Here is an 11,794-nt window from a genome sequence, read left to right on the forward strand (position 1 = left end):
GGCAGCCGAAGGCGCACCCGCGGCGCTCTGCGCCGACCCGCGTCCGGCAAGGCCGGGTGGTCATGGGTGGGTGGGTGGGAGATGCAGTGACGGGCAGCCGAAGGCGCAGCCGCAGCGCTCCGCGTCGACCCCGGCCGGCAAGGCCGGGCAGGCACGGGTGGGCGGGTGGGCAGGACGGCCCCGCCAGGCCTCAGGCCATCCACCGCTCGGGCCGCGCAGCCCTCCGCCCCGTCCGCGACCGCTCCGCCTGCCCCCGCAACAGCTCCCGCGCCTCGGCCGCAGGCCGCAACCGCGCCGTCACCGTCTTGCTGGCCCCGGTGTCCACCTTCACGTCGGCGACCCCCTTGAACCGCTCCCAGGGCCCCTGCACCAGCCGTACGCTCTGCACCTTCGCGTGCGGCACCAGCGAGAGCCGCCGCCGGAACAGCCCGTGCCGCGCGGCGAACACCGCGTCCGTGACGGCCAGCCCGTGCCCCTTCCACCACACCGGGACGCACCACGCCGCGCGCGCGGGCGGTCGGGACAGCTCGTCCGCGCCGGGCACCCGTACCCCGGGCAGGATCTGCGTGATCACCGCCTCGGCGAGGGCGCGCGGGGCGACCGGCACGAGCACGCCGTTCGCCGAACCGGCCACGTCGAGCTCGACGCGCACCCAGCCGAACCGCCGCCACAGCAGCGGCTCGACGAGCCGTACGGTCTGCACGCGCCCCGGCGGGACGGTCTCGTGCGCCTTGTCGAGCAGCCCGTGGTCCAGGCGCAGCCCGTCCGGGGACTCGCCGACCGTCCAGTCGTACTCGCCGACGAAGCGGCCGACGCTGCTGGCGAAGGCACCGCCGAGCATGGGCAGCGCGGTCACGAGGACGGTCCAGGGGTTGTGGGTCGCGAACCACAGGGCGGTCGGTACGACGAGGGCGGCGAGCAGGAGCGCCCAGGGCGCTCCGGTGAGCAGCACGGACACGGCGAGCATGCGCGGCGGTACGTGCAGGAGCTGCCGCGAGGGCGCCTCACCGACCTCGCGGGCCGTCTCGGGGGCGAAGCCGGCGGCCCGTGCGAGGAGCTCGGCCCGCAGCGCGCCCGCGTCGCGCTCGCCCAGGTAGGCCAGCTCGTCCTTCTTGTCCGTGCCGACGACGTCCAGCTTCAGCTTGGTGACGCCCACGACGCGGGCGGCGAGCGGCTGGGTCATGTCGACGGCCTGGAGCCGGTCGAGGCGGATGTGCGCGGTGCGCCGGAACAGCAGGCCCGTACGGATGCGCAGCTCGGTGTCGGTGACGGCGTAGTGCGTGAACCACCAGCTCAGGAAGCCGTACAGGGCGCCGCCGACGACGACGGCCGTGGCGACGAGGGCCAGCGAGGTGGCGGTCATGTCGGCCAGGCGGCGCTGGGTGCCGTTCGGGTCGTGGAAGGCCCAACCGACGAGCACGGCGACCGGCGCCCAGGCCCGCCGCAGCGGCGTCACGGGGTGCAGCCGCCGCTCCCCGGGGCCGGGGGCCGTCCCCGCGACCCAGGCCCGCACACCGCCCACCGCCTCACCGGGCGCCTCGCTCACAGCACCCGCGGCCCCACCGGCCACGGCACCGCCCGCAGCACCCTTGGCCCCACCGGCCACGGCACCGCCCGCAGCACCTTTGGCCCCACCAGCCACGACGCCGCCCGCAGACCCTCCGGCCCCACCGGCCCCACTGGCCACCGCCCCGCCCGCAGGAAGTGGAGCCCCCGACTCCGGCGTCCCCGCGGGCTCTCCACCGGCCCCCGACCCCCCGCTCACAGCCCCGCCGATCGGGCCTCGCCGAGCTCGGTGAGGCGGTCGCGGAGGCGCTCGGCCTCCTGCGGGTCGAGGCCGGGGATGCGGGCGTCGGTGGCGGCCGCCGCCGTGTGCAGTTGGACGCCGGCGAGGCCGAAGTGGCGCTCCACGGGCCCGGAGGTCACCTCGACGAGCTGCATGCGCCCGTACGGCACGACGGTCTCCTCGCGCCACAGCACGCCCCGGCTGATGAGGAGGTCGTCGGCGCGCTCGGCGTACCGCCACGAGCGCCAGTTGCGCTCCAGGAGCAGCCAGCCCCAGGCCGCGAGGGCGAGCGGCAGCACCGCGAAGGCCGCCCAGGCGGGCCCGGCGAACAGGCCGAGCAGCACGCCGGCCGCCACCGCGAGCGGCACCAGCCAGACCACGAGCAGCATCCGGCGCATCCGCAGCAGCCCGCGCGGCAGCCCCGTCCACACCGGCTCACCGGCGGGCGCGCCCGCCGCCGTCCCCGTCCCCGTCTCCATGCCTCCAGCGTACGTACGGCATCTGACAGTGGCGTGGCCGCGTGCGTACGTCAGACTGTGCGCATGAGCCCCACGACGGAGCACCCCGGGAACACGCAGACAGTGCGGCCGGCGCCGGGTACGGACCTGACCGAGACGACGGTCGGCGTCGGCGGCGCGGCCGAGAGCACCGACATGGTCCTCAACATCGGCCCGCAGCACCCGTCCACACACGGTGTGCTGCGCCTGCGCCTGGTCCTGGACGGCGAGCGCATCCAGCACGCGGAACCGGTCGTCGGCTATATGCACCGGGGCGCGGAGAAGCTCTTCGAGGCGCGCGACTACCGGCAGATCGTGATGCTGGCCAACCGCCACGACTGGCTGTCGGCGTTCTCGAACGAGCTCGGCGTGGTGCTCGGCGTGGAGCGGATGCTCGGCATGGAGGTGCCCGAGCGCGCGGTGTGGACCCGTACGCTGCTGGCCGAGCTCAATCGCGTCCTGAACCACCTGATGTTCCTCGGCTCGTACCCGCTCGAACTGGGCGGCATCACCCCGGTGTTCCACGCGTTCCGGGAGCGCGAGGAGCTGCAGAACGTCATGGAGGAGATCTCCGGCGGCCGCATGCACTACATGTTCAACCGGGTCGGCGGCCTCAAGGAGGACCTGCCCGCGGGTTGGACCACCCGCGCGCGGGCGGCCGTCGCCGCGGTGCGCTCCCGCATGGACGTGTACGACCGCCTGGTGCTCGGCAACGAGATCTTCCGGGGGCGCACGCGCGGCGTCGGCGTGCTCTCCGCGGAGGCGGTGCACGCCTACGGGGTGAGCGGTCCGATCGCGCGCGCCTCCGGCGTGGACTTCGACCTGCGCCGCGACGAGCCGTACCTGGCGTACGGGGACCTGGCCGACGTCCTGAAGGTGGTGACCCGCGAGGAGGGCGACTGCCTGGCGCGCTTCGAGTGCCTCCTGGAGCAGACGCACAACGCGCTCGACCTCGCGGACGCCTGCCTGGACCGGATGGCCGAGCTGCCGCCGGGGCCCGTCAACCAGCGCCTGCCGAAGGTCCTCAAGGCCCCCGAGGGGCACACGTACGCGTGGACGGAGAACCCGCTCGGCATCAACGGCTACTACCTGGTGTCCAAGGGCGAGAAGACGCCGTACCGCCTCAAGCTCCGCTCGGCCTCGTACAACAACATCCAGGCGCTCGCCGAGCTGCTGCCGGGACAGCTCGTCGCCGACATGGTGGCGATCCTGGGGTCACTGTTCTTCGTGGTCGGCGACATCGACAAGTAGCTCCGCACGGCCGGCGCGTGGCTCCCGCGGGCCTTCGTACGCGAGCGGCTGCTCCTGAGGGCCCGTGTCCGTGAGTGGCTGCTCCTGCGGGTCCGCGTCCGCGAGCGGTTCCTGCGGGTTCCCGTCCGCGAGCAGCTCCGCCAGGCCCGCGTCCGCGAGCAGGTCCGCCACGCCGGTGCCGACGGGCTGGAGCAGCCACCCGAAGTCACCGAGGCCCCCGCGCGCGGTCAGCTCGGCGGCCTCGCCCGCGCGCGCCAGGGCGCGGACGTACGCGGCCGGGTCGGTGGAGGCCAGGGACAGCGGCGGACGGCCCCCGCGCACGCCCAGGGCGCCGAGGGCGGCCCGCTGGGTGAGCAGCCGTCCGCCGGGCAGGGCGCACGCGTCGAGCGCCACGTGGGCGGTGATGTCGCGGCTCCCGTCCGGTACGGGCGCCGTCTCCCGGCCCTCGCGGAAGCCCGTCAGCGTCCCGTAGGGCGGCCGCGCGCCCCGGGCGTGCGCGTAGTCGACGGCCACCGCGAGCCCGTGGCGCAGCGTCGCCACCGCCGCCGCCCAGGCCGCGTCCCGGGGGCGGCCGATCTCGGCGCGCAGCCCCGGCTCGGCGGCGAGCGGCCACCAGCGTGCCAGCCAGTCGGCGTCCGGGCCGGTCACGGGGGAGCCGAGCTCCTCGGTGCCGTCGTCGTGGACGAGGACGCGGCGGGGCGCCCCGTCGGCGGCGACCTCCACGACGTCCAGGGGGACGTTGTCGAGCCACTCGTTGGCGAACAGCAGGCCCGTCACGCCGGCGGGCGGCTCGGCGCACCACGTGACGCGCGGATCGAGATCCTCGGGGCGCGCGGCGCGTTCCACGGCGTACGCGCGCGTGCGGGCCGCCACGTCGGCGGGCAGCCGGTCAAGGACGCCGGTGGTCAGCTCGGCGCGGCCGGCGCCCACGTCCACGAACGCCAGTTCCCCCGGGTGCCCGAGCGCGGCGTCCACCCGGCACAGGAGCCTGGCCACGGCGGCCGCGTACAGGGGCGAGGCGTGCACGGACGTACGGAAGTGCCCCGCGGGTCCCTCGGGCCGCCGGTAGAAGCCGTACGGCCCGTACAGCGCCTCCTCGGTGGCCTCCCGCCAGCCCCGTGCCGGTCCCCGCGTCTCGTGCGTCACAGCGAGAAGGCTATGCGGGCCTCCACCTTGGGGAGTACGTGACGGCCCCACGGATCGCTCCTCGGGTTGACCCGGGGGCCCGCACGGGTTGCCTACGCTGGGTTACGTGCAGCGCCTCTATGACTTTCTCCGCAGGCACCCGACGGGGGTCGACGCCTTCTGGGCGCTCGTCCTGTTCGGGATCTCCGGGCTGAGCGTGGTGGCCATGGCCGACACCCAACGCGACGAGCCGCCGCTCCTGGTGATCCCGGTCATGCTGGGCCTGTCCCTCGTCGTGGCGCTGCGCCGCAGGACGACGGAGCGGATGCTCGTCCTGGCCGCGGTGATCGGCCTCGCGCAGTTGGCCGGTGACGTGGAGCCGGTCCCGGCGAACTTCGCCATGCTCGTGATCATCTACACGGCCGCAGCCGACGGCGCCAAGTGGGCCTCGCGGTTCGCCCTCGCCGGGGGCCTCGCGGCCGCGCCGCTGGCGCAGTTGCGCTGGCCGGAGCCGCAGGCGAGCACCTGGGGCCACGTCTTCGTCACCGCCTTCACCGTCGTGCCGTTCGCGCTCGCCTGGGTGCTCGGCGACTCCATCCGCACCCGCCGCGCCTACCTGGCGCAGCTCGAGGAGCGCGCCGCCCGCCTGGAGAAGGAGCGCGAGGCGCAGGCCAAGGTCGCGGTGGCGGCCGAGCGGGCCCGGATCGCACGGGAGCTGCACGACGTCGTCGCGCACAACGTGTCCGTGATGGTCGTCCAGGCCGACGGCGCCGCCTACGTCCTCGACGCGGCGCCCGAGCAGGCCAAGCAGGCCCTCGCGACGATCTCGGGCACCGGCCGGCAGGCGCTCGCCGAGATGCGCAGGCTGCTGGGCGTGCTGCGCACGGGCGAGCCCGAGGAGAGCGGGGAGTACGTCCCGCAGCCGGACGTGGAGCAGCTCGACGAGCTCATCGAGCAGGTGCGCGGCGCCGGGCTTCCGGTGGACTTCAAGGTGGAGGGCACGCCGCGCCCGCTGCCCAGCGGCGTGGAGCTGACCGCGTACCGCATCGTGCAGGAGGCCCTCACCAACACCCGCAAGCACGGCGGCGAGAACGCCGGGGCGAGCGTCCGGCTCGTCTACTTCGACGACGGCCTCGGGCTGCTCGTCGAGGACGACGGCAAGGGCGCCCCGCACGAGCTGTACGAGGACGGCGGCGCCGACGGCAGCGGACACGGTCTGATCGGCATGCGCGAGCGCGTGGGCATGGTCGGTGGCACGCTGGACGCCGGACCACGGCCGGGCGGAGGGTTCCGCATCAGCGCGCTGCTGCCGCTCAAACCCGCACACTGACACCTGTCACCGGTACGCGGGCACCGGTGACCGGTACGCCCGGACCGCGGTGCCGTGGTTGACTCCGCCCGTGGGGCGCGGCCGCGGCCCGCTCCCGCCGACGTTCCGCCGCCGATCCACCCCCGAAGGGACCGTGTGATGTCCATCCGCGTGATGCTCGTCGACGACCAGGTGCTGCTGCGCACCGGATTCCGGATGGTCCTCGCCGCCCAGCCGGACATGGAGGTCGTCGCCGAGGCGGGCGACGGCGTCGAGGCCCTCCAGGTGCTGCGCTCCACACCGGTCGACGTGGTGTTGATGGACGTGCGCATGCCGAAGCTGGACGGGGTGGAGGCGACCCGGCGCATCTGCTCGGCGCCGAACCCGCCGAAGGTGCTGATACTGACGACCTTCGACCTCGACGAGTACGCCTTCTCGGGCCTGAAGGCGGGCGCCTCCGGGTTCATGCTCAAGGACGTGCCGCCCGGCGAGCTGCTGGCCGCGATCAGGTCCGTGCACAGCGGCGACGCGGTGGTGGCGCCGTCCACGACGCGGCGCCTGCTCGACCGGTTCGCGCCGATGCTGCCCGGCGGGTCCGGGCAGCCGCAGCTCAAGGAGCTGGAGCGGCTCACCGAGCGCGAGCGCGAGGTCATGGTGCTGGTCGCCCAAGGGCTGTCGAACGGCGAGATCGCGGCGCGGCTCGTGCTGTCGGAGGCGACCGTGAAGACGCACGTCGGCCGCATCCTGACCAAGCTGGGCCTGCGGGACCGGGTGCAGGTGGTGGTGCTCGCCTACGAGACGGGGCTGGTGCGGGCGGGCGGTGGCGGCGGCGCGGGCTGAGCGCTCCTGGGCCCGGGGCCCCGGGCCCAGGGGGGGCGCCCCGGGCGCAGGGGAGTCTCCTGGGGCCAGGGAAAGCGCCCCCGGGCGCCTCGGGGGAACTGCTCCGGGGCAGCGTCCGCTAGCGCAGCACCCCTTCGATGAACTCGCTGCCGAGCCGGGACACCACCCCCAGGTCGAGCTGGTGCTGCACGTACCGGCCGCGGCGGCGCGTGGTGATCAGCTCGGCCTTCTTCAGGACGCTCAGGTGCCGGGATATCTCCGGGGCGGTCATGCCGTGGGCGTCGGCCAGCTCACCCGTGGTGTACGCCCCGCGCGCCAGGTGGCGGCAGAGGCGCATCCGCACCGGGTGCGAGAGCGCGGCCATGCGGCGGGTGAGCTGCTCCACGGAGGCGGGCCCGGTCAGGCCGGGGGACGTGATGGGGTAGGTGATCGAGGACTGCCAGCCGTAGCGGTGCAGGACCATCACGTGCGGCCAGCCGAGGCTGGTCGGCACCAGGATGAGGCCGCCGTCGCCGGTCCTCGTGCGGCCCACGGCCATCTTGTCGATGGTGATCAGCCGCGCCTCCTCGTCCAGGGACACCGCCCCGGACATCGCCTTCAGGGCCTCTCCGAGGCCCTTGCGGCGCAGCAGCTCCGTCTTGTGCCGGGCGTCCGCGGCGAGCTGGTGGCTCACCCGGGCCCAGGTGTCCGCGAAGAACGCCTCGTCGCAGTCCTGCATCAACTGCCGGAACCAGGCCCGCACGGTGGGCGGGTCGTCCAGGAGCCGCTCGGTGAATGCCACTTGGTGCTCGCCCCGGGCGGCGGCCAGGTCCAGGGCGTGGCGGCGCATGTCCGGGTCGCGCAGCGGGTCCGTCACGCGGTTCTGGTCGTAGGCGAGCTGGCAGGTGAACTCCAGGGCGGCGTCCACGAACTGCTCGTCCGACAGCTTGTCGAGCTGGTCGAGCTCCTCGGCGAGCGTGGCACCGGGCAGGGCGCTCTTGCCGGGCAGGCCCGCGAAGGGCGCGAACACGTCCGAGAACGTCGTGCGCCACAGGAAGTCCGCCTCGCACAGGCGGTCCGCGAGGCCCTGGTCGAGGCGCGCGGTGACGGCCGTCGCCCAGCCCTGCAGCCCCGGGTGGTGACCGGTCTCGGACAGCGCGTGCAGCGCCATGCCGAGCTCGGCGAGGGGCGAGGGCACCACGTGGATCCGCTCCGGCGCCAGGCCGGTGATGTCGATGCTCACGCTCATGATCCCCATGGTGCACCGCGCCACTGACATCGCCGCCGTCGATTGACGACTGGCGTCAATCGACGGGACCTGGCCGCCCGGCCTTGGGCAGGGTGGAGTCACCGCGGGGGCCGCGACGGCGCCGCCCCGGCGATGTCGGGGCGGCGACGGCGCCGCCCCGCACGGACGGGCCCGCCCCGTCCCCCGTTCGTCCATCCCCGTCGACATCCCTGAGCACCCTCAGCACCCCCATTGCTCTGAGCACCCTCGTCACTTCATCACCCTCAGCACCCGCCCGCGCCCTTCGGGCCGCGGCCGCGGACGAGGAGCGGGCTCCGTCGCCCTCCCCTTGCCCTTTTAGTACCCTTTGTCATGAAAGGTCGTATGTCATGAGTGTCACCCAGCAGTTCCTGCTCGACAGCTACCGCGCCGCTCAGCTCGGCCAGGCGGCGCCGCCCGCGCCCGGTGTCCACGACTGGCAGGCGGTGCGCGAGGTGCGCGACTACGGCCGCTTCCAGGCCGTCATCCGCGAACGGCCCGCGCACGGGCGCGTGCGGGCCGGGCTCGCCCGCCTCGTGAGCGCTCTCAGGGGAGCCGGCGTACGAAGTCCGCGACCGCTTCCCTGACGTCGTCGGCCGTCCACGTCAGGCCCGGTCCGTTCACGGTGACCTCCGTGACGGACAGGCCGGGCGGGCCGTCCGGGAACCAGCGCCAGAACAGCAGCGTCCCCGTCTGCTCGGCCTGCGCGAGCGCGGCCTCGTTCAGGACGTCGGGCGGGTACGGCAGCCACACCTGGAACTGGTGGGTGTGCGGCGGTGCGGGGTGCACGCGCGACCACGGCACCGGGGACGTCGCGAGCCCCTCGGACAGGGCGTCGGCGACTACGCGCGCGTGGGCCACGTACTCCGGCAGGCGCGGCAGCACCCGCCGCACGCCGAGCATCGCCGACAAGGCGGTCGGGAACTGCTGGAAACCGAGCCCCCCGTAGCGGTGCCGCCAGGCCCGGGCCTCGTCGACCAGCGTCCGGGGGCCGGCGAGCGCGGCGCCCGCCAGGCCCTCCAGGGACTTGTAGAACGACACGTACACGCTGTCCGCGAGCCCCGCGATCTCGTCCAGCGGGCGGCCGAAGTGCGGTACGCACTCCCACAGGCGGGCCCCGTCGAAGTGGACGACGGCGTCCCGTTCGCGCGCGGCGGCCACCACGTCCTGGAGCTCGTCCCACGTGGGCAGCAGGAAACCGGGCTCCCGGAGGGGCAGTTCGAGCATCAGGGTGCCGAACGGCTCCTCGAAGTCGCGTACTTCCTCGGCGGTGGGCGGGCGCGGCGCGTCCGTGGGATGCGCCGTGCGCAGCCCGGACACCGCACCCAGGGCGCCGCGTTCGTGGACCTCGGGGTGGGAGCGCGGGTGCAGCGCGACGACCGGGTTGCCGGTGCGCCCCGCCCAGCAGCGCAGGGCCACCTGCTGCGCCATCGTGCCCGTCGGGAAGAACGCGGCGGCCTCCTTGCCGAGCAGTCGCGCGACCTCGTCCTCCAGGTCGGCGACGACGCCGTCGCCGTACATGTCGGTGCCCTGGTCCAGGTCGGCGACGTCCGCCGCGCCCTCGGTGAGGGCGGTCAGGCGCTCGCTGAGCGGCACGGTCGCCGGCGGGCGGGACAGCAGCCGCCGGGCACCCCGCGCGGCCGCCACGCGCCGGGCGTGCTCGTCGGGCTCCTCCTCCGCCGTCACGGCGGAGGCCTCGGTGCTCTCGGTGCTCTCGTGCGGGCCGGGCGCAACCGGACCGGGCGCAACCGGGCCGGGCACACCCGGGGCCAGCGCACCCGGGGCCAGCCCATCCGCGGCGGGCTCGTGCGGAGGGGACGCGGACGGAGGAGGCGCGTCGTGCCGCGCGTCGTGTGCGGTCATCCACAGATCATCCCGCGCGGTCGTACGAATGCCCACAGCCTGTGGACAGCCGACGGCGCCGCGCCAACCGATCGCGTTAGCATGACGAGAAATCGTCCGGTACCCCGAGCGGACTGGAACGGAAGGCGTCATCGCGTGAACGGACCACACCGGCCGGAGCAGCACTCCGCCCGATCGGACACGGGCTCGGACCCCGCCGACCGCCCCGCGCGGCTCACCGTGGGCGTCGTCGGCGCGGGCCGCGTCGGCCCCGCCCTGGCCGCATCGCTCCAGCTCGCCGGGCACCGCCCGGTGGCCGCGTCCGGCGTGTCCGACAGCTCCGTCCGGCGCGCCGCCGCACTGCTGCCCGACGTGCCCCTCGTCTCGCCCGCCCAGGTCATGGAGCGCGCCGAGCTGGTGCTCCTGACCGTCCCCGACGACGCGCTGCCGGGCCTGGTCGAGGGGCTCGCCGAGACCGGGGCGGTGCGCCCGGGCCAGCTCCTGGTGCACACCTCCGGGCGGTACGGCACCAAGGTCCTGGACCCCGCGCTGCGCGCCGGCGCGCTGCCGCTCGCGCTGCACCCCGCGATGACGTTCACCGGCACCCCGGTGGACGTCCAGCGCCTGGCCGGGTGCTCCTTCGGCGTGACCGCGCCCGACGAGCTGCGGCTCGCCGCCGAGGCCCTGGTCATCGAGATGGGCGGCGAGCCCGAGTGGATCGCCGAGGACGCCCGGCCGCTCTACCACGCGGCGCTCGCCCTGGGCGCCAACCACCTGGTGACCCTGGTCGCCGAGTCCATGGAGCTGCTGCGGGACGCGGGCGTGGCGGCCCCCGACCGCATGCTCGGACCGCTCCTCGGCGCGGCCCTCGACAACGCCCTGCGCTCCGGCGACGCCGCCCTGACCGGCCCCGTCGCGCGCGGGGACGCGGGCACGGTCGCCGCGCACGTCGCCGAGCTGCGCAAGCACGCGCCGGGCACCGTCGCCGGCTACCTGGCCATGGCCCGCGCCACCGCCGACCGCGCCCTCGCGCACGGCCTGCTCAAGCCGGAGCTCGCCGAGGACCTGCTGGGCGTGCTCGCGGGCCCCGGGGCCCCGGCGGGCGGCACCGACGGATTCCGTGACGGCACAGCGGACGGAGGAGACCGATGAGCGGCGCGCCGATCCAGTTGCTGCACACCGCCGACGAGCTGCGCGCCCGCGCGCGTACGGGCCGGCGGGCCGTCGTCATGACCATGGGGGCCCTGCACGAGGGCCACGCGACGCTGATCCGGGAGGCGCGCCGGGAAGCGGGCCCGGACGGCGAGGTCGTCGTCACGGTGTTCGTGAACCCCCTGCAGTTCGGCGCTGGCGAGGACCTGGACCGCTATCCGCGCACCCTGGAGGCGGACGTCAAGACCTCCGAGCAGGCGGGCGCCGACATCGTGTTCGCGCCCTCCGTGGACGAGGTCTACCCCGGCGGCGAGCCCCAGGTCCGCCTCAGCGCCGGCCCCATGGGCACGGTCCTGGAAGGCGCCACCCGGCCCGGGCACTTCGACGGCATGCTCACCGTCGTCGCCAAGCTGCTGCACCTCACCGCCCCGGACGTGGCGCTGTTCGGCCAGAAGGACGCCCAGCAGCTCGCCCTGATCCGCCGCATGGTGCGTGATCTGAACTTCCCCGTGGACGTCGTCGCCGTCCCGACGGTCCGCGAGGACGACGGCCTGGCCCGCTCCAGCCGCAACCGCTACCTGTCACCCGCCGAGCGCCACACCGCGCTCGCGCTCTCCCGCGCCCTGTTCGCGGGCCGCGACCGGCACGCCGCCCAGGAGGCCCTGCGCGCGCGGGCGGCCCTCGCCCCCGCCACCCCCGAGCGCGCGGACGCGCTGAACGCGCTGGGCGAGTCCCGCGCGGCCGCC

11 protein-coding genes are annotated in these 11,794 nt (G+C 75.1%); 6 read left to right on the top strand and 5 right to left on the bottom strand.

Annotated features, from left to right (window positions below; translation table 11 throughout):
* Positions 1-190: 190 nt before the first annotated feature.
* Positions 191-1,546, bottom strand: coding sequence for a PH domain-containing protein (locus IE330_RS01945; protein ID WP_373314540.1), 1,356 nt, complete (start codon positions 1,544-1,546; stop codon positions 191-193).
* A gap of 215 nt (positions 1,547-1,761) precedes the next feature.
* Positions 1,762-2,265 carry a PH domain-containing protein gene (locus tag IE330_RS01950; protein ID WP_190134025.1) on the bottom strand — a complete coding sequence of 168 codons (504 nt, stop codon included), beginning with the start codon at positions 2,263-2,265 and terminating at the stop codon, positions 1,762-1,764.
* A 126-nt stretch (positions 2,266-2,391) separates the two neighbouring features.
* On the opposite strand from IE330_RS01950, the gene IE330_RS01955 reads away from it, so the two are divergent.
* Positions 2,392-3,534, top strand: coding sequence for an NADH-quinone oxidoreductase subunit D (locus IE330_RS01955; protein ID WP_190134050.1), 1,143 nt, complete (start codon positions 2,392-2,394; stop codon positions 3,532-3,534).
* Here the strand turns inward: IE330_RS01955 and IE330_RS01960 are convergent.
* Positions 3,499-4,680, bottom strand: coding sequence for an SAM-dependent methyltransferase (locus IE330_RS01960; RefSeq protein ID WP_373314541.1), 1,182 nt, complete (start codon positions 4,678-4,680; stop codon positions 3,499-3,501). The two genes, IE330_RS01955 and IE330_RS01960, sit on opposite strands and share 36 nt — an antisense overlap.
* 106 nt (positions 4,681-4,786) lie before the next feature.
* On the opposite strand from IE330_RS01960, the gene IE330_RS01965 reads away from it, so the two are divergent.
* Both IE330_RS01965 and IE330_RS01970 read left to right on the top strand, forming a co-directional pair.
* The gene (locus tag IE330_RS01965; RefSeq protein ID WP_190134026.1) at positions 4,787-5,989 is read left to right on the top strand and encodes a sensor histidine kinase; all 1,203 of its coding nucleotides are present in this window, start codon (positions 4,787-4,789) and stop codon (positions 5,987-5,989) included.
* Positions 5,990-6,127: 138 nt separating this feature from the next.
* Positions 6,128-6,808 (top strand): response regulator transcription factor, encoded by a 681-nt coding sequence (locus IE330_RS01970; protein ID WP_190134027.1) that lies wholly within the window; start codon positions 6,128-6,130, stop codon positions 6,806-6,808.
* Positions 6,809-6,926: 118 nt separating this feature from the next.
* On the opposite strand, the gene IE330_RS01975 is transcribed toward IE330_RS01970, so the two are convergent.
* The gene (locus IE330_RS01975; protein ID WP_190134028.1) at positions 6,927-8,036 is read right to left on the bottom strand and encodes a DUF5937 family protein; all 1,110 of its coding nucleotides are present in this window, start codon (positions 8,034-8,036) and stop codon (positions 6,927-6,929) included.
* A 368-nt stretch (positions 8,037-8,404) separates the two neighbouring features.
* Here IE330_RS01975 and IE330_RS01980 point away from each other — a divergent pair, with 368 nt between their 5' ends.
* Positions 8,405-8,641: a hypothetical protein gene (locus IE330_RS01980; protein WP_190134029.1), complete on the top strand. Its 237-nt coding sequence runs from the start codon at positions 8,405-8,407 to the stop codon at positions 8,639-8,641.
* Here IE330_RS01980 and IE330_RS01985 read toward each other — a convergent pair.
* Positions 8,601-9,917, bottom strand: coding sequence for a threonine aldolase family protein (locus IE330_RS01985; RefSeq protein WP_190134030.1), 1,317 nt, complete (start codon positions 9,915-9,917; stop codon positions 8,601-8,603). The genes IE330_RS01980 and IE330_RS01985 overlap by 41 nt on opposite strands.
* A 219-nt stretch (positions 9,918-10,136) precedes the next feature.
* Here IE330_RS01985 and IE330_RS01990 point away from each other — a divergent pair, with 219 nt between their 5' ends.
* Together IE330_RS01990 and panC are read left to right on the top strand one after the other, a co-directional pair.
* Positions 10,137-11,048 (top strand): Rossmann-like and DUF2520 domain-containing protein, encoded by a 912-nt coding sequence (locus tag IE330_RS01990; RefSeq protein WP_190134051.1) that lies wholly within the window; start codon positions 10,137-10,139, stop codon positions 11,046-11,048.
* Positions 11,045-11,794 (top strand): pantoate--beta-alanine ligase (gene panC, locus IE330_RS01995; protein ID WP_190134031.1); only part of this gene is annotated, 750 nt, incomplete at its 3' end. The genes IE330_RS01990 and panC, both read left to right, overlap by 4 nt.

Origin of the sequence: Streptomyces longispororuber, assembly GCF_014656095.1 — a bacterium.
Taxonomy (GTDB): Bacteria; Actinomycetota; Actinomycetes; order Streptomycetales; family Streptomycetaceae; genus Streptomyces; species Streptomyces longispororuber.

What these genes read in the sequence shown, in the direction of transcription:
- IE330_RS01950 (WP_190134025.1), bottom strand. Translation starts at nt 2,265, where the DNA reads ATGGAGACGGGGACGGGGACGGCGGCGGGCGCGCCCGCCGGTGAGCCG.
- IE330_RS01970 (WP_190134027.1), top strand. Translation starts at nt 6,128, where the DNA reads ATGTCCATCCGCGTGATGCTCGTCGACGACCAGGTGCTGCTGCGCACC.
- IE330_RS01975 (WP_190134028.1), bottom strand. Translation starts at nt 8,036, where the DNA reads ATGAGCGTGAGCATCGACATCACCGGCCTGGCGCCGGAGCGGATCCAC.
- IE330_RS01980 (WP_190134029.1), top strand. Translation starts at nt 8,405, where the DNA reads ATGAGTGTCACCCAGCAGTTCCTGCTCGACAGCTACCGCGCCGCTCAG.
- IE330_RS01985 (WP_190134030.1), bottom strand. Translation starts at nt 9,917, where the DNA reads ATGACCGCACACGACGCGCGGCACGACGCGCCTCCTCCGTCCGCGTCC.